The sequence below is a fragment of the Streptomyces sp. NPDC004134 genome (genome assembly GCF_042874195.1).
Taxonomy (GTDB): Bacteria; Actinomycetota; Actinomycetes; order Streptomycetales; family Streptomycetaceae; genus Streptomyces.
On the sequence record NZ_JBIAMS010000003.1, the window covers coordinates 399,221 to 415,698 of the forward strand.

Consider the following 16,478-nt stretch of genomic DNA (forward strand, 5'->3'; position numbering starts at 1 on the left):
GCGCCGTCGGTCAGCGGATGATCGACACGATGCGGCAGGCGGCCTCCGCGAGGGCCCGGTCTCCTGCGACCTCGGCGCGGGCGAGGGCCGCCGCCGGCTCCACACCCCGTACGCACAGCCGCCAGGCGGTCTCCGCGTCCAGCCGCACCAGCGCGTCCGGCTCGCCCTCTCCGGGCGGTGCGGCCAGCGACCAGCGGGTGCCGCCCTCGGAGGCGGCCCCCGTGGACGTCGCCGTCCAGGCGCCGCCGGCCGGTCCCGGCACCGCCATGAGGACCCGGGTCCCGGGCGGTGCGGCGGTGTCGCGCAGGGTGTGCGGCAGGGCCCGCATGAAGATGTCGAGCACCGCGGCCAGCGGGCCGGCCTCCGGGTCGGTGGGCAGTCCCGCCGCATGCCGGATCTGCTGCCGGTGGGTCCAGAACTCGGTGAAGTCCCGCGCCACGTCCAGCCAGCGCGGCGCCGGCTCGGCACCCGCCCACGACACGCCCAGCGAAGGGCCGCGCAGCGCGTCGCCCGCGAAGTGGGCGGCGATCCCGGCGCCGGCCGCGTCGAGCGCGGCGGTCAGCGAGGCGGGGCTGACCCGGGTGTGGGCGTCGACCCACTCCTGGTTGATGCGGTGGATGAACGCGGCCAGCGGCTCGCCGGCCGCGGGCGCCGGACCGCCGGTGTGCCCGTCGCGCTCGCGGGCGAGACGGCCGTAGAAGTCGCCGAGCAGGTGCGCGGCCACGGCGTGCACCGTCCAGCCGGGCACCGCCTCGCGCCGCCAGTCGTCCGGCCGCAGCGCGTGCAGCGTGGCCATCAGCGCGCGCTGCTCGGGGGCGAACAGCGGCCGGGCGTCGATCGGCGGGCCGAGCCACGGGAGGTCCGGCTCCGCGGGGGTCACCTGCGGTTCCATGGCCGGATCCTGTCACCCGCGGAGGGAGCGCGGCCAGCCGATTCACGGGGCCCCCCGCCGCCGGCCGGTCAGAAGAGGCGGGTCAGCGCTGAGGCGTCCACCGGGTGCAGCGGCTCCTCGCCCGCCAGCAGCCGCAGCACCTCGGTGACCGCGGACTCGCCCAGCCGCTCACGGCACTCCGCCGTGCCCGCCGCCTGGTGCGGGGTCAGCAGCACGTTCGGCAACTGCCGGAACGGGTGTCCGGCGGGCAGCGGCTCGGCGTCGAAGACGTCGAGGGCCGCGTCGATGCGGCCGCCGCGCACCTCCGCGAGCAGCGCGTCCTCGTCCACGAGCCACGAGCGCGCGGTGTTCACCAGACCCGCGCCGTCCGGCAGCAGCGCCAACTGCGGCGCGCCCAGCAGCCGCCGGGTCGCCTCGGTGGCCGGGGCGTGCACCGCCACGACGCGGCTGGTGCGCAGCAGCTCGTCCAGCGGCAGGAGGCGTACGCCCAGCTCCGCCGCGTCCGCCTCGGACAGGAACGGGTCGGTCACCGACACCCGCGCGCCGAAGGCGCGGACCAGCTCGATGTACGCGCGGCCGGTGCGGGAGGCGCCGATGACGCCCACCGTGCTTGCGCCCAGCTCGTGCCGCGGCGGCGCCTGCCGGGCGCTCTCCCAGTCCGCGCCGCGGCGCATCGCGTGGTCGAAGCGGTGGATCCGGTGCAGCAGCGCGAGGGTGAAGGCGAGCGCGACCTCGGCGACCGGCCGGGCCATCGCGTCGCCGGCCTGCGTGACCCGTACGCCGCGGACGAAGGCGTCCTCCGTGACGTACGGGGCGACGGCGGAGCCGGTGTGCGCGAGGAGTTCGAGGCGGTCGGCCACCGCGAGCAGCCCGGCGTCCAACTGCGGCGCGCCCCACGCGGTGACCAGCGCCCGGGCCCCGGGCAGGGCGGCGGCCAGCGCCGCCCGGTCGCGGTGCTCGTCGAGCACCGTCAGCTCCGCGGCGTCCGCGAGCCGCCGCCACACCGCGCCGGTGAAGAACTGCGCGCGCAGCTCCGGCGGTACGCACACCACCACCCGGTCGCGGGCGGCGCCGCGGTCAGCGGAGCCAGTCATCCAGGTGCTCCTTCACGAAGTCGTCGTCGGTCAGCCACGGGTACGCGGCCGCGACGCGGGTCAGCTCGTCGGCCTGCCCCGGCGAAAGCACCTCGCCGGGATCGAGGCACCAGGTGCCCTCCAGCAGCCCCTGCCGCCGCAGCACCTCGTGTACCCCGGCGATGCAGCCGCGGAACCCGCCCCGCACGTCGAAGACCGCGCTGTTGGCGTCGGTGAGCTGCGGCCGGCGCGTCAGGCAGCGCAGCAGCGCCTCGTGGTCGCCCGCGCGGGCGAGGCGCACGTCCGCCAGCAGCCCGGCCGCCGGCCGGGTCCACACCGCCCACTGCCCGAGGAGCCCGCCGGCGAACCAGCGCCGGCCCCCGGCCGTGTCGTACGGGGTGAGGAGGTCGCCGACGATGTCGTCGTCGTTGCCGGTGTAGAGCGCGACCTCCGGACCGCGGTCGGCGCCGGCGACCGCGCGCACCACGTCCGCGGTGCGGTAGCGGTCGAACGGCGCGATCTTGATGGCCGCCGTCGAGGGCTGGTCGGCGAGCGCCGCCCAGAACGCCGGGGACAGGTACCGGCCGCCGACGGCCTCCTGGAGATAGAAGCCGATGACCGGCAGCACCTCGCCGACGGCGCGGGCGCGCTCCAGCAGCCCCTCCTCGTTGGCGCCCGGTACGGCGGGGGAGAGCAGCACGGCGTCGTAGCCGAGGGAGGCGGCCAGTTCCGCCTCGGCGACGGCCTGCGCGGTGTAGCCGCAGGCGCCGGCTATCTTCACCGCCGGCCGGCCCGCGGCGGCGGCGCTCTCCGCCGCGGTCTCCGCGGCGAGTTCGAGCACCGGGCGCAGCAGGCCGACCTGCGGCTCGCGGATGGCGAACTGGGTGGTGTGCACGGCGACGGCGATGCCGCCGGCGCCGGCGCCGAGGTAGTAGCGGGTCAGGGCGCGCTGGCGGCGCTCGTCCAGGCGCCGGTCCGCGGTCAGGGCGAGCGGGTGGGCCGGGATGACGGCGCCGTCGGCGAGGACGTCCAGCGGGGTGGGGCGGTCGGTGGGCATGGGGCGGCTCAGAACCTTCCGTCGCGTACCTGGAACTTGGTGGGCTTGCCGGACAGCGGGAGCCCGCGGCGCAGCCAGTCGGCCTGCCAGCCGACGAGGGTGCGCAGCGGCACGTCCGGGTAGCCGAAGAGAGCGTGGCAGGCCGCGGCGTCGGAGAGGAGGGCCGTGGGGGCCTCGGTTCCCTCGAAGACGGGCTCGGTGCCGAACTCGGCGCCGAACCGGTGCGCAAGACGGCGCACGGCGGCGGTCTCGGGCCCGGTGACGTTGAGGGTGAACGGCTCCCCGTCGCGGGCGTGCAGCAGTGCGCGCAGGGCGACTTCGTTGGCGTACCCCTGCCAGACGACGTTGACGTGCCCGGTGGTGACGTCCACGGGCGCGCCGGCGTGCACCCGCTGGGCGACGTCGGCGAGGACGCCGTAGCGCAGGTCCACCGCGTAGTTGAGGCGCAGCAGCGCGACCTTCGTGCCGTGGGTGAGCGCCGCGTGCGCGAAGAGCCGTTCGCGGCCCAGGCACGACATGGCGTACTCGCCGACCGGCCCCACCTGGTCCGACTCGGCCGAGCCGCCGGTGCCCACGGACACCAGCGGATAGACGTTGCCGGTGGAGAACGCCGCCACCCGGGCGTCCGCCCAGCGCCGGGCGACCCGCTCCGGCAGCCCCGCGTTCACCGCCCAGGCGTGCGAAGGCGCCCCGGCGGAGCCGAACTTGGCGCCGACCATGAAGACCACGTTCCCGGCGTCCGGCAGCGCGGCCAGTTCGGCGTCCGGGTCCATCAGGTCCGCGGCCACGGTGCGTACCCCCGCGGCCTGGAGCCGCTCGGCCGCGGCCGGGTCCGACCAGCGGGACACCGCGTGCACCGCCACGTCCGTACGCCCCGCGGCGTCCAGCGCCCGCCGCGCCAGCCGGCACAGGCTGGGGCCCATCTTGCCGCCGGCGCCGAGCACCAGCAGGTCGCCCTCCAGCCGGGCCATGTCCTCGGTCAGCCCCGGCGAGGGGGTGGCCAGGCGCTCCTCGAGCGCCTTCTCGTCAGCGAACACGATCGGTTCTCACCCCTTGATCCCGGACGCCGTGACGCCCTCGGTGAAGTAGCGCTGGCCCACCAGATACGCGGCGAAGATGGGCACGAACGCGATGACGGAGCCGGACAGCACCACGTTCAGCGGCACGTTCTGCTGCTGTAGGGACGCGATACCGACGGTGAGCGTGCGCATGTCCGTGGACTGCCCGATGACCAGCGGCCACAGGAAGTCGTTCCAGTGCCACAGGAAGACGAAGACGCCGAGCGTGGCCAGGATGGGCTTGAGGAGCGGCAGCACGATGCGGCCGAAGATCTGCAGCTCGCTGCAGCCGTCCAGGCGCGCCGCCTCGAACAGCTCGTCCGGCAGCCCCTGGATGAACTGCCGCATGAGGAAGACCGCCTGGGCGTTGGCGAGCGTCGGCACGATCAGGCCCCAGTACGTGTCCACGCCGCCCAGCTTCGCGATCATCGCGAACGTCGGGATCATCGTGACGTGGTACGGGACCATCACCATCGACAGGAACGACCAGAACATCGCCTCGCGGCCGGGGAAGCGCTTCTTGGCGAAGGCGTAGCCCGCCAGCGACGACAGCAGCAGCACGCCCACCACCGACACCAGTGAGTAGAGCAGCGTGTTGAAGAGCCAGCGCGGCACGTCCTGGGAGTTCATGACGCTCTCGTACGCCTCGCCGCCCAGCGGCCACGGCACCAGGCTGCCGGGGAACTCCACCGCCGCGGCGGGCTTCAGCGACAGCACCACCATGGCGTAGAACGGGAAGACGGTGACGACGGCGGCCAGGGCCAGCAGCAGGCCGCGGCCTATCCGGCCGGCGGTGCTGCCGCGCATCGAGTGCGGTACGGAGTCGCGGTTCGCGGCACGGCGCAGCCGGCGCTCGGCGCGCCGGGCGGCGCGTCCCGGCGCGCGGCCCTTGCCTGGTGCGGGCGCCGGGGGCGGTCCCGCCGGTATCTCTTCCTGCGGGGTCTTCGCGGGGGCCGAGGTCATGGTCAGTCGTCCTTCCCGATCGTCAGCCGCTGGATCAGCGCGACCACCAGCGTCAGCGCGAAGAGCGCCACGCCGATCGCCGCCGCGTAGCCCAGGTCGAAGTACTTGAAGCCGGCGTCGTAGAGCTGGAAGACCAGCGTGTAGCTGGAGTTGGCGGGGCCGCCGCCGGTCATCGTGTAGACCGCGTCGAAGACCTGGAACGAGGCCGTCGTCTCGATCACCGCGAGGAAGAACAGCGCCGGCCGCAACTGCGGCAGCACGATGTGCCGGAACCGCTGCCAGGGGCCGGCCCCGTCGGTGAGCGCGGCCTCCTCCAGCTCCCGCGGGATGTCCTGCATCCGGGCCAGCAGGATGAGCATCCCGTAGCCGAACCGCGACCAGATGCCCACCAGCGCCAGCGCGGGCACCACCAGGGTGTCGTGGGAGAGCCACGACTCCTCCGGCAGCCCGATCCAGCCCATCGCCGTCGACCAGGGGCCGCCGGTGGAGAAGATCCACACGAACACGGTGGCGGCCAGCACCAGCGAGGTGACGACCGGCAGGAAGAACACCGAGCGGAAGACCTTCGAGCCGCGGAACGCCCGCCGGGTGAGCAGCGCGAGCCCCACCGAGACCGCGATGGTGCCGGGCACGGCCAGCACCGTGTAGACCACGGTGACCTTCAGCGCGTCCCAGAACAGCGGGTCGTCCTTCAGCCGGGTGAAGTTGTCGGCGCCGATGAAGCTGCCGCCCCCGGTGAGGGTGTAGTCGGTGAAGCTCATCAGCACCCCGGCGACCGCGGGGCCGAACCGGAAGGCGAGGAAGAGCAGGAAGCACGGCAGGACGAACAGCAGGCCGATCCGGGCCTCGCGGCGCGCGTGCGGCCCGCTGCGGCGCCTTCGCCTGTTCCGGGTGGGTTCCGCGACGACTGCCACGGTGGGTCTCCTTGCGGTACGGGGGTGGTGCGGGTGGATGCGCGGCCCGGCCGGCGGCAGGGGTTCGGCGCCGCCGGCCGGGCGCGCGGTCCGTGGGGCCCGCGCCCGGCCCGGAGCAGTCGGTGGTCCGGGCCGCGCGGGCTACGGGAGGGGAAGGGGGCCGAGGCCCCGCGGGGTCAGCGGGCGATCTGGGCGTCGGCCGCCTCGGCCGCCGCCTTCAGCGCGTCCTCCGGGCTCTTCTTGCCCAGCAGCGCGGCCTGCAGCTCGGGCGCGAGCACGCCCATCACCTCGCGCGCCTTCTCCTCCAGCGGACCCGCGTTCATCGCGGGCAGCGTGTCGGCGACGGCCTGCTGCAGCTCGTCGCCCGGGTAGAGGTCGTCGGCGGAGGTACGGGCCGGGAAGTAGCCGGCGCCCTTCTCCAGGTCCGCGGCGTTCTCCGGCTGGGCGACGAAGTTGATCCACTTGCCGGCGGCCCCGGTGTCGGCGCCCTTCAGCATCGACAGCGCGCCGACGGTGCCGTAGCCCACCGACTCCTCGCCGGTCAGCGGCGGCTGGACGACGATGTTCTCGCGGCCCCAGAACGGCTCGACGTCGGCCGGCACGTTGGTCCACGTACAGGCGACCTTGCCCTTGGCGACCGGCGTCTGCTCCAGGTTCGGCGTGGTGGTGACGAGGTCCTTGGGCGTCCAGCCCTCCTCGACGAACTCCGTCAGGTACGTCAGCGCCTCCACGCCCGCCGCGTCGTCGAACGCCACGGACTCGCCGTCCTCGGCGAACACCTCGCCGCCGGCCTGCCAGAGCAGCGGGTAGAACGTCATGTTCAGCGTCTGCGCGGTGTCGCCGGTGTAGCTGAGCGCGTAGTAGCCCTCGTCCTTCATCTTCGGCCCGAGCGCCTTCAGGTCGTCCCAGGTCTCGGGGTACGAGTCCTCGCCGACCGCGTCGAAGACGCGCTTGTCGCATATCAGCGGGTTGGCGCTGGTGAGGATCGGGGTGCCGAGCACGTCCTCGCCCACGGTCACGGACTCCAGCGCGAAGTCCGTGTAGTCGGACTCGGCGTCGGCCGGCATGTAGTCGGCGGCCGGCACGATGTTCGGCGCGTACTTCGGCAACTGGTCCGGCACCAGGTAGACCACGTCCGGGCCCTTGCCGGAGGCGATGGCGGTGCCGAGCGCGGTGTCGCGGTCGGCCCACGGGTAGGTCTCCACCTTGACCGAGATGTCCTTGTTCTCCTTCTCGAACTTCTCGACCATGCCGTCCCAGTACGCCTTGTTCTTCGCCTCGTCGAAGATCACGGGGTACGTCCACATGGTGACGGAGCCCTTCCCGCCGCCCGCGCCGTCGCTGCCGCCGCAGCCGGCGAGCGCGACGCCGGCCAGCGCGGTGGCGAGCAGCGGTACGGCGACGGCTCTGGTCCGTGAACGCCGGTGGTGGATCAGGGTCATGGCACTTCCTCCGGGGATGGGGCGGGACAAAAGGGTCGTGGGGGCGGTGCGGATGTCAGCGGGCCGGCACCGTCTGGACGGTGCCGGTGTGCCGGGCGCGCTCCGCGGCGAACGCGGCGAGGTGGCTGCCGAGCGAGGCGGCGGTGCCGGAGCGCAGCACGCCGGAATCGCCGCTGGCGACGGCCCGTACGAAGGCGTCCATCAGCCCGGCGTCGCCGCCGCCGTGGCCGTCCGCCGCGTTGGAGCCGGCGGCGTCGACGGTGCGCACGGTGGTCTCGCCGGTGCGGAAGTCCTGCACGGTGACGCTCTCGCCGTCGCCGCGCAGCCAGCCGTGGGAGCCGAAGACGCGGGTCTGGCGGTGCGTCTGCTCGGTGAAGGCGACCATCTGGAAGGTGGCGGTGACCCCGCCGGACAGCAGCATCGCGAGGACCTGGTGGTCCACGACGTCGTTGTCCGCGCGGTAGACGCACACCCCGTACGGGCCGGTGCGCAGCGCCTCGATCAGCCCGGCCTCGTCGGCCGGGCCGGTCGCGCCGGTGACGTGGGTGACCGGCCAGACCGCGCCCTTCTCGCGCAGCACCGGCAGGTAGAGCTTCGGCGCGCTGTACGGGCAGTCCGCCTCGACGGCGCAGTCCGTGCAGCGCTCCCCGGCACCGGCCGGGGCGTTCTCGGGGCGGAAGTGCTTCAGCCCGCCGAAGCCGGTGACCTGCTCGATGCGGGCGCCGGTGACGTACGCGATCCAGTCGAGGTCGTGGCAGGACTTGGCCAGCAGCATCGGCGAGGACAGCTCCTCGTTGCGCCACGGGCCGCGCACGTAGCTGTGCGCGTAGTGCCACCAGCCGACCGGCTCCAGATGGTCAAGCGAGACCAGCTCGCCGAGCACGCCGGAGTCGACGACCTCCTTCACCAGGTCGGTGTACGGCATGTAGCGCATGACGTGGCAGACCGCGAAGAGCACCCCGGCCCGCTCGACGCCCTCGACGATGCGCCGGGTCTCCTCCTCGGTGGGCGCGAGCGGCTTCTCCGCCAGGACCGCGTAGCCGGCCCCGGCGAAGGCGAGCACCGGGTCGACGTGGTCGCGGTCCTGGGTGGCGACGACGACCGCGTCGGCCTCCACCCCGGCCGCGGCGAGCGCGCGCCAGTCGTCGAACTCGCGCGGCGCGCCCACCGCCGCCCGGGCGGCCGGGCTCGGGTCGGCGACCGCGACCAGCTCGGCCCGCTCCGGGTGCGCGCGTACCCAGTCGGCGTACGTGCGCCCGCGGTTCCCGGCGCCGGCGACGGCGACGCGGACGGGCCTGGCGGTGATCGGGGGATGCGTGGACACGGCAACTCCTGTGCTGGGTACGGGCGGTCGGGTGTGGCTGGTGCGGGGTGCGGGGGAGAGGTCAGAGCCGCAGGTTGCCCGCGGTGTGGACGACGCGGTCGCCCTCGTCCGGCAGCGCCGCCCGCGTCACGCCGTCCTCGACGCAGCCGGCGTGCAGCAGGTGCGAGCCGGCGTCCGCGAAGGCGGCGGGCTTCAGCTCCAGCCGGCCGCCGGTGAAGGTGCAGCCCTGCGCCTGGTAGCGGTTGACGCCGCCGTCGAGGGCGATGTGCGCGGTGCCGTCTCCGGCGGCGGTGGCGTCGACGCCGGTCAACTGCCAGGTGACCGTACGGTCCCCGCCGCCGCGGGAGAGCAGGGCGCCCGCCTTGTTGGTGCCCGAGAGCCGCGCGCCGTCCAGCCGCAGCCGCTGCCCGCCCGCGCCGGTCAGCCTGATCCCGGTGTCGGTGAACACCCCGCCCTCGACGGTGATGTCGGCGTGCGCGTACGACACGGGCTCCGCGCCGGGGGCGCCGGTGACCCGGCAGTGGTCGAGGACCAGCGGCCCGGTGCCCCGGAACGCCGCGCCCTCGGCGCCGTCGAGCACGACGCGCTCCAGCGTCAGCGGGGCCTTCACCCCGGGGGCGGTGATCTCGGCGCCGGGCGCGAACGAGAACGCGGAGTCGGCGATGACGTTCGGCCGTGCGGACCGGTCGGACGCCTGGGAGACGATCAGCGGGCCGCTGGCCGTACAGCCGCGCATCTGCACGCCGTCGGCGTTCACCCACAGCATCCCCGAGCCGTCCAGCGACTCCTTGCCGATGACGGTGACGTCCTCCAGCGTGAGGTCGGTGACCTTGACGCGGGCGACGAACCAGGAGCACACGTGCCGGCGGACGGTGATCCGCTTGGCCGCGCCGCCCCAGGGGGCACCGGAGTTGGCGAAGGTCATCAGGCCCGAGTTGCCGGTGTAGACGAGGTCGTGCTCGAACTGGCCGTGGGTGACGAACGGGCCCTGGTCGTCGCCGTCGCCGTGGCAGTTGGTGACGTAGCAGTAGGCGGAGGCGGTGAAGTCGTTGAGGTGGCGGGCGTTGGAGGTGCGGCAGTCCGTGACGTGCCCGTAGAGGCAGTAGATCTGCTGCGTCAGGTAGCCCGCGCCGCCGTAGGTGACGGACCTGGGGTTGGCCAGGGTGCAGTTCTCGGTACGGAACCGGGTGCACCAGCGGCGCATGATCACGGGCCAGAAGGTGCCGGTCGCCTCGATGCCGGAGACGTCGCAGCCGACGGCGTACTCGTACGCCACCGGGTGCGAGCCGGTGTACTGGTCGTCCCCGGCGCCCTCGAAGACGAGGTTGCGCACGTGCGCCCGCTCGACCGGCTCGACCCGCGTCCAGGTCAGCGTGCGCCCGGCGGCCAGCGGCCAGCCGGTCTGGTAGCCGACGCGGATGTGCGTGCCGTCGACGATCCCGGTGACCTGGACGAGCCGCTGGATCTCCTTCTCGTACTTCCCCGACCCGGCGGCGTCCGACTCGACCGCCCACCACTGGCCGACGCCGAACGCCCCGGAGTCGCCCACCTCGTAGACGTCGGACAGCTCGGGCAGCTCCGCGCCGAGCGTGTGCTCGTGGACGGTGTCGGTGACCTTGCCGCGGAAGAACAGCACCGCGCCGAAGGGGTTGTCGTGGCCGTTCTCCTCGATGCCCTCGGTGAGCATCCGGTTGCCGCCGAAGTCCAGCTCGACGTCCGAGCGGTCGGTGGTGTGGCGGCGGGTGAAGAGCAGGTCGGTGTGGGCCTCGATGCGGTGGATGCTCTTGTCGGCGAGCATCTTGTCCAGCGCGTCGTCGGCCGGACGCCCGGGGCCGGAGTGGCCGTAGTCGCGGAAGTCCGCGACACCGCCCTGGCGGCGGCCGTTGGTGCCGCCGGCGCCGGGCGCGGGGGCGGCCTGGGCGGTGCCGGCGGAGGCCGCGGCGGCACCGGCGGCGGCCAGGCCGGCCAGACCGGTGACGCGCAGCATGCTGCGGCGGGCGGTGCTCGGGTGCTGCGGAACGCTCATGGCGGACTTCGCCTTCCGAGAAGGTCCGGATCGTGAGAGGCGTTCCTGCGGTGACTGCCGTGACGGCGGATGGCCTTGCGGACCGCGGGCCGCCGGCGGGGCCGGTGGCCGGTCCCGGGCGTGAAGGGCAGGCGCCGGGGACGGGTCCAGTTCATGTCGCGCCGGTGACCGGGAGGTCGCGGCGGTTGGCTGGAAAGGTACGGGCGCTCCCGCCGATCGGTCAAGAGCCGGTTTTCGCGGGCCGGCCGCCGGGCGGCCCGCGGGTGCGCTAGCGGCCGCCGGTCCCGGGCGCCGTGCCGTCCGGCGCGGCGGACGCCTCCGCGCCCTCTCCCGGCCAGCCCAGTTCGCGGCTGATCCGGTGGGCCGCGTCGCGTACTTCGCCGCCCAACTCCTGGTAGCGCCAGGCCGGGAGGCCGAGCTTGAGACCGGTGATGCTGACCGCCCCGGCGCAGGCGCCGCGGTCGTCCCGTACCGGCGCGCCGATGCAGATGATGCCCTCGGCGTCCTCCTCGTCGTCCAGCGCGTAGCCGACGCGGGCGATGTCGCGCAGATGGGCCAGGAACGTGTCCGGGTCGGTGATCGTCCTGCCGGTGCGCCGCGGCAGGCCGTGCCGCTCGATCACGGCCGCCGCCTGGGCCTCGGGCATCGCCGACAGCAGGGCCTTGCCCAGCCCCGTGCAGTGGGGGAGTTCGCGCTCGCCCATGCGCAGGTCGAGCCGGACGCGGTTGTCGACCTCGACCTGGTCCACGACCACGGCGAGGCCGCCCTCCGGCACGGCGACGCGGGAGGCCATGCCGGTACGGGTGCTGAGGTCGCGCAGCACCGGGTGGGCCAGCCGGCGCAGCGAGACCTGCGCCCTGGCGCGGTCGCCGAGCCGGGCCAGGCCCATGCCGAGCCGGTAGCGCCGGCTCATGCCCTCGCCGTCGTCCGAGACCAGGCCGAAGGCGCGCAGCGTCTGCAGGGTGCCGAACGCGGTGCTCTTGGAGACGCCGCACCGCTGGGCGATCTCCGTGACGCTCAGCCCGTCGCCGGGCGGCGGGCTCGCCAGGGTCTCCAGGATCTCGGCCGCCCGCCCCACGCTCTTGACCCAGTACTTCGGCTCGTCGGCATCCGTTCTGTTCGTCATGACCGAACAGCTTAGGGGGTGAGGTCGAGGTTCCGTCGAGTCCAAGGGGTTGACCGGCGCTTTTTTCGGCCGTAGAGTCCTGCTCTGTTCGGTAAGACAGAACGGCGTTCTGAAAAACCTCAACTCGCCGTTCACCACTCACCGTTCGTACGATCTTCCTGCGACGACTGCCGGGCGGATGGCGCCAGGGTTCACGGGCCGGGCAGGGCCCGTGGAACCGAGACACTCGACGCAAGGAGCACGCACCATGAGCCCAGGCCCGGACGTCACCACCGCCGGAGCCGGAGCAGCCCTCGCCGAGCGCGCCCAGCGGGTCGTGCCCGGCGGGGTGAACAGCGGCCAGCGCAGCATCCCGGGCCTGCCCGGACTCGTCGTCGCCGGCACCGGCGGCGCCCGCTTCCGCACCGCGGACGGGGCCGAGTTCACCGACTACCACGCGGCCTTCGGCCCGCCGCTGCTCGGCCACAACGACCCCGACGTGGCCCGCGCCGCCGCCGAGGCCGGCGCCGCGCTCGGGCACATGGGCGTCGGGGTGACCGAGGGCGAGATCCAGCTCGCCGAGGAGCTGTGCGCGCTGGTGCCCTCGCTGGAGAAGGTGCTGCTCACCAGCACGGGCAGCGAGGCGACGTTCCACGCGCTGCGCGTCGCCAGGGCCGCCACCGGGCGCCGGCTGGTGGTCAAGTTCCAGGGCTGTTACCACGGCTGGCACGACTCGGTCAGCCTCAACGTGATCTCCGCGCCCGACCGCGTCGGCGGCCACGACCCGATCTCCGCCGGCATCCTGCCCGAGGTCCTCGACGCCACCCTGGTGCTGCCGTTCAACGACAGCGCCGCCGTGCGCCGCTGCTTCGCCGAGCACGGCGGCGACATCGCCGCCGTCATCGTCGAGCCCGTACCGCACAACGTCGGCGCGCTCCTGCCGCACCAGGAGTTCCTGACCACGCTGCGCGAGGAGACCGCGAGGGCCGGGAGCGTGCTCGTCTTCGACGAGGTCATCACCGGCGTGCGGCACGGCCTCGGCGGCTGGCAGCAGATCTCCGGTGTCACCCCGGACCTCACGACCCTCGGCAAGGCCATCGCCAACGGCGCCCCCGCCGGCGCCATCGGCGGCCGCGCCGACCTCATGGAGCTGTTCTCCACCCGCCCCGGCGCCCCCGCGTTCTTCGCCGGCACGTACAACGGGCACCCCTCCGTCGTCGCCGCCGCGCTCGCCACGCTGCGCAAGGTGCGCGAGGAGCCGGTCCACGACCACGTCTTCCGCCTCGGCGAGCGGGTGCGCACCGGGCTGCGCACCGTGTACGCGCGCCTCGGTTTGCCCGTCGCCGTCACCGGCTACGGCTCCGTCTTCGTCACGTACTTCATGCCCGGCTACGACGGCGGTGCCGCCGGCGCCGAGCGCCCCACCCCGCGGACGTACACCGACCTGCTCGCCAACGACGCGGGCCTCTTCGTCGGCTACCGCCGCCGGCTGCTGGAGCACGGGATCTTCGAGCTGCCGCTGAACCTCAAGCGCAGCCACCTCTCCTACGCCCACACCGACGCCGACGTCGACCGGCTGCTGGAGGCCACCGAGGCCGCCGTCACCGCCGCGCTCGCCGACGGCGGCGCCCGCGACCTGGAGCACGCCTCCACCATGGGCGGCGCCACCCCGGCCGCCGCCGGGCGGCAGGAAGAGGCGGGCCGCTGATGCTCACCGTCGACACCACCCGCCCCACCGGGCCCGCCGGCCGGATCAGCCGCGTCGAGACCCTGATGCTCGGCACCGCCTGGCGCGACTTCGGCTACGTCCGCGTGCACACCGACGAGGGCCTGTCCGGCGTCGGCGAGATCACCCACCCGTACCGCGGCCGCGAGGTCTGCGCGCTCGCCGAAGCGATGTCCCGCCGCCACCTGCTGGGCGCCGACCCCTTCGACGTCGAGGAGATCTGGCTCCGGCTGCACCAGGGCGACTTCCTGCGCGGCGGCGACGTCGGCGGCATCGTCCTGTCCGGCCTCGACCAGGCGCTCTACGACCTCATGGGCAAGGCGCTCGGCGTGCCCGCCTACCGCCTCACCGGCGGCGCCTGCCGCGACAGCGTCCCCGTCTACGCCAACGGCTGGTACGACGGCGAGCGCGACCCCGAGGTGTTCGCCGCCAAGGCCCGCGCGACCGTCGCCAAGGGCTACCGCGCGCTGAAGTTCGACCCCTTCGGCTCCGGGCTGCACGAGCTGAGCCCCGCCGAACTGCGCCGCTCCGCCGGCCTCGTCGCCGCCGTACGGGAGGCCATAGGACCGGACGTGGAGCTGTTCGTCGAGGGCCATGCCCGCTTCGCCATGCCCACCGCCGTGCGGCTGCTGCACGAGCTGGAGCCGTACGGCATCGGCTGGCTGGAGGAGCCGCTGCCCTGGACGCACATCGAGCGCTACGCCGAGCTGCGGCAGCGGGCGTCGTTCCCCATCGCGGGCGGCGAGCACTTCCACGACCGCTACGAGTACAAGCAGCTCTTCGCCACCCACGCCGTCGACATCGTCCAGCCCGACCTGTCCATGGCCGGCGGCCTCACCGAGGTGCGCAAGATCGCGGCCATCGCCGACGCGCACGGCATGCTCGTCGCCCCGCACAACTCCAACTCGCCGCTGTGCACCACCGTCTCCGTACACGCGGCGCTCGGCATTCCCAACCTCAAGGTGCTGGAGACCTTCGACGGCCTGCTGGAGCCGTACGTCTTCGAGGCGCTGCGCGGCACGCTGCCCATCGAGGACGGGCGCATCGGCCTGCCCACGGCGCCCGGCCTCGGCGTCGAGCTGGCCGACGAGGTCTTCGCCGAGCACCCGCCCACGCACCGCTTCTGGAACATGTTCGAGGACGGCTGGGAGAAGCGGAACAGGAGCGCACCGGCATGATCACCGACGTCCACTCGCATCTCTTCCGGCCCGGCGCGGACTTCGACGACGCGTTCCGCACCGAGGCCGCCCGCGCCCACGCGGGCGAGGTGGACCTCACGGTCCGCTTCGAGGAGTACGCTGCCGCCGCCCCCGACGGCACCCGCACCGTAGTCGTCGGGGGCAAGGCCAGGCGCAGCGGGCTGTGGGTCGACGACGCCGCGGTGGCCGCGTACACCGCGGCGCACCCCGGCCGGCTCGTCGGCTACCTCTCCCTCGACCCCACCCAGCCCGGCTGGCGGGACGAACTGCGCCACGGCCACCAGGAGCTGGGGCTGCGCGGCATCAAACTGATGCCGATGTACGCGGGCTTCGACCCCGCGGACGAGGCGTACGACGACCTCTTCGGCTACGCCGAACGCCACGGCCTGCCGCTCCTGGTGCACACCGGCACCACGTTCGTCTCGGCCGCCCCGCTGGAGTACGCGATGCCCCGGCACCTCGACGCCGTCGCCATCCGCCACCCCGAACTGCGCATGGTCCTCGCCCACCTCGGCCACCCCTTCGAGGGCGAGTGCCTGGCCGTCATCCGCAAGCACCCGCACGTCTACGCGGACGTCAGCGCCCTGCACTACCGGCCGTTCCAGCTCTGGCACAGCCTGCGTCTGGCGCAGGACTACGGCGTCTGGCACAAGCTGCTCTTCGGCAGCGACTACCCCTTCACCACGGTCGACGCCTCCGTCGCCGGGCTGCGCGAGATCGCCCGGATCCCGGGGATCCCCGGGCTGCCGCCGCTGGACCGGGACGAGGTGGAGAAGCTGATCCACCGGCCGGCCCTCGACCTGCTGGGGCTGTCGTGACCGGCGCGGCGGAGCGGCGGCCCGGTGCGGGGGACCGGGCCGCCGGCCGGTTCGACCTCACCGGGCGCACCGCGGTCGTCACCGGCGCCGCCCGCGGCCTCGGCCGCGCCTTCGCCACCGGGCTCGCCGAGGCGGGCGCCGACCTCGTGCTCGTCGACCTGCCGGACGCTCCCGGGCTGGCGGAGACGGCCGCGGCGGTACGGGCCCACGGCGGGCAAGTGCGGACGTACGGGCAGGACCTGGCGCGCACCGGCGAACTGGCCGGGCTCGCCGACCGTATCCGCGCGGCGGCCGGGCCGGTGCACATCCTGGTCAACAACGCGGGCACCGCGGCCCTGGAGCGCTTCAACGAGATCACCCCGGAGAGCTGGTCGCACGTCATGCGGGTGAACGCCGACGCGGTGTTCTTCCTCTCCCAGCGGCTCGCGGAGCACATGGCCGCCGACCGGGTGCCGGGCCGGATCGTCACCGTCACCTCGAAGAACGCGCTCGTCGCCGAGGCGGGCCTGGCGCACTACAACGCCGCCAAGGCCGCCGCCCAACTGCTCACCGAGACCCTGGCGGTGGAGCTGGCGCCGCACGGCATCACCGCCAACACGCTGGCGCCCGGCATGGTCGACACGCCCATCGACGGCGAGTTCCCGCTGGAGCGCGAGGGGTTCGAGGCGGCGTACCGCGAGCGGATCCCGCTCGGCCGCTACGCCCGGCCCGAGGAGTGCGTCGGCGCGCTGCTGCTGCTCGCCTCGGACGCCGGGGCGTACATCACCGGCGCCAGGATCGTCGTGGACGGCGGCGTGCTCGCCGACCAGATGCCGCGGATGCGGTTCATGCCCCCGTACCGCAGCAGCCTGAAGCCGGACGACGGCGCCGCGGACGGCTGA

Annotated in this window: 14 protein-coding genes; 4 read left to right on the forward strand and 10 right to left on the reverse strand. The window is 74.1% G+C overall.

The features are described from left to right. Nucleotides 1-10: 10 nt before the first annotated feature. The 10 genes from ACFYVJ_RS07005 to ACFYVJ_RS07050 form a co-directional block, all read right to left on the reverse strand. Nucleotides 11-892, reverse strand: coding sequence for a maleylpyruvate isomerase family mycothiol-dependent enzyme (locus tag ACFYVJ_RS07005; RefSeq protein WP_388887293.1), 882 nt, complete (start codon nucleotides 890-892; stop codon nucleotides 11-13). A 68-nt stretch (nucleotides 893-960) separates the two neighbouring features. Beyond that, entirely contained in the window at nucleotides 961-1,986 is a 1,026-nt protein-coding gene (locus ACFYVJ_RS07010) for a hydroxyacid dehydrogenase (RefSeq protein WP_388887295.1), read from the reverse strand. Beyond that, nucleotides 1,970-3,022, reverse strand: coding sequence for a dihydrodipicolinate synthase family protein (locus ACFYVJ_RS07015; RefSeq protein WP_388887297.1), 1,053 nt, complete (start codon nucleotides 3,020-3,022; stop codon nucleotides 1,970-1,972). Before ACFYVJ_RS07015 ends, ACFYVJ_RS07010 begins: the two co-directional genes overlap by 17 nt. 8 nt (nucleotides 3,023-3,030) lie before the next feature. Further along, a complete protein-coding gene (locus ACFYVJ_RS07020; RefSeq protein WP_388887298.1) occupies nucleotides 3,031-4,059 on the reverse strand; it encodes an NAD-dependent epimerase/dehydratase family protein in 1,029 nt (342 codons plus the stop codon). A 9-nt stretch (nucleotides 4,060-4,068) separates the two neighbouring features. Continuing rightward, nucleotides 4,069-5,043 carry a carbohydrate ABC transporter permease gene (locus tag ACFYVJ_RS07025; protein ID WP_388887300.1) on the reverse strand — a complete coding sequence of 325 codons (975 nt, stop codon included), beginning with the start codon at nucleotides 5,041-5,043 and terminating at the stop codon, nucleotides 4,069-4,071. A gap of 2 nt (nucleotides 5,044-5,045) precedes the next feature. Beyond that, nucleotides 5,046-5,957 carry a carbohydrate ABC transporter permease gene (locus ACFYVJ_RS07030; protein WP_388887302.1) on the reverse strand — a complete coding sequence of 304 codons (912 nt, stop codon included), beginning with the start codon at nucleotides 5,955-5,957 and terminating at the stop codon, nucleotides 5,046-5,048. Between the two features lie 176 nt (nucleotides 5,958-6,133). After that, on the reverse strand, nucleotides 6,134-7,399 hold the full coding sequence (locus ACFYVJ_RS07035) for an extracellular solute-binding protein (RefSeq protein ID WP_388887303.1): 1,266 nt from the start codon (nucleotides 7,397-7,399) through the stop codon (nucleotides 6,134-6,136). Between the two features lie 55 nt (nucleotides 7,400-7,454). Next, the gene (locus ACFYVJ_RS07040; protein WP_388887305.1) at nucleotides 7,455-8,723 is read right to left on the reverse strand and encodes a Gfo/Idh/MocA family protein; all 1,269 of its coding nucleotides are present in this window, start codon (nucleotides 8,721-8,723) and stop codon (nucleotides 7,455-7,457) included. A gap of 61 nt (nucleotides 8,724-8,784) precedes the next feature. Beyond that, nucleotides 8,785-10,710 (reverse strand): peptidase C14, encoded by a 1,926-nt coding sequence (locus ACFYVJ_RS07045; RefSeq protein ID WP_388887376.1) that lies wholly within the window; start codon nucleotides 10,708-10,710, stop codon nucleotides 8,785-8,787. A gap of 307 nt (nucleotides 10,711-11,017) precedes the next feature. After that, nucleotides 11,018-11,875, reverse strand: a complete 858-nt coding sequence (locus ACFYVJ_RS07050) for an IclR family transcriptional regulator (protein WP_388887307.1) — start codon at nucleotides 11,873-11,875, stop codon at nucleotides 11,018-11,020. A gap of 247 nt (nucleotides 11,876-12,122) precedes the next feature. Between ACFYVJ_RS07050 and ACFYVJ_RS07055 the strand changes: the two genes are divergently transcribed. Genes ACFYVJ_RS07055 through ACFYVJ_RS07070 form a run of 4 tightly spaced genes read left to right on the forward strand, consistent with a single transcriptional unit; the run spans nucleotide 12,123 to nucleotide 16,478 of the window. Continuing rightward, entirely contained in the window at nucleotides 12,123-13,562 is a 1,440-nt protein-coding gene (locus ACFYVJ_RS07055) for an aspartate aminotransferase family protein (protein WP_388887308.1), read from the forward strand. Continuing rightward, complete coding sequence (locus tag ACFYVJ_RS07060) at nucleotides 13,562-14,758, forward strand: mandelate racemase/muconate lactonizing enzyme family protein (protein WP_388887310.1); 1,197 nt, start codon at nucleotides 13,562-13,564, stop codon at nucleotides 14,756-14,758. Before ACFYVJ_RS07055 ends, ACFYVJ_RS07060 begins: the two co-directional genes overlap by 1 nt. Further along, a complete protein-coding gene (locus ACFYVJ_RS07065; protein WP_388887312.1) occupies nucleotides 14,755-15,597 on the forward strand; it encodes an amidohydrolase family protein in 843 nt (280 codons plus the stop codon). The genes ACFYVJ_RS07060 and ACFYVJ_RS07065 overlap by 4 nt, the downstream gene beginning before the upstream one ends. Next, nucleotides 15,594-16,478 carry an SDR family NAD(P)-dependent oxidoreductase gene (locus ACFYVJ_RS07070; RefSeq protein WP_388887314.1) on the forward strand — a complete coding sequence of 295 codons (885 nt, stop codon included), beginning with the start codon at nucleotides 15,594-15,596 and terminating at the stop codon, nucleotides 16,476-16,478. The genes ACFYVJ_RS07065 and ACFYVJ_RS07070 overlap by 4 nt, the downstream gene beginning before the upstream one ends.

Excerpts from the sequence above, each read along its gene's own strand:
- ACFYVJ_RS07005 (WP_388887293.1), bottom strand. The coding sequence starts at position 892 with ATGGAACCGCAGGTGACCCCCGCGGAGCCGGACCTCCCGTGGCTCGGC.
- ACFYVJ_RS07010 (WP_388887295.1), bottom strand. The coding sequence starts at position 1,986 with ATGACTGGCTCCGCTGACCGCGGCGCCGCCCGCGACCGGGTGGTGGTG.
- ACFYVJ_RS07015 (WP_388887297.1), bottom strand. The coding sequence starts at position 3,022 with ATGCCCACCGACCGCCCCACCCCGCTGGACGTCCTCGCCGACGGCGCC.
- ACFYVJ_RS07025 (WP_388887300.1), bottom strand. The coding sequence starts at position 5,043 with ATGACCTCGGCCCCCGCGAAGACCCCGCAGGAAGAGATACCGGCGGGA.
- ACFYVJ_RS07035 (WP_388887303.1), bottom strand. The coding sequence starts at position 7,399 with ATGACCCTGATCCACCACCGGCGTTCACGGACCAGAGCCGTCGCCGTA.
- ACFYVJ_RS07045 (WP_388887376.1), bottom strand. The coding sequence starts at position 10,710 with ATGCTGCGCGTCACCGGTCTGGCCGGCCTGGCCGCCGCCGGTGCCGCC.
- ACFYVJ_RS07050 (WP_388887307.1), bottom strand. The coding sequence starts at position 11,875 with ATGACGAACAGAACGGATGCCGACGAGCCGAAGTACTGGGTCAAGAGC.
- ACFYVJ_RS07055 (WP_388887308.1), top strand. The coding sequence starts at position 12,123 with ATGAGCCCAGGCCCGGACGTCACCACCGCCGGAGCCGGAGCAGCCCTC.
- ACFYVJ_RS07060 (WP_388887310.1), top strand. The coding sequence starts at position 13,562 with ATGCTCACCGTCGACACCACCCGCCCCACCGGGCCCGCCGGCCGGATC.
- ACFYVJ_RS07065 (WP_388887312.1), top strand. The coding sequence starts at position 14,755 with ATGATCACCGACGTCCACTCGCATCTCTTCCGGCCCGGCGCGGACTTC.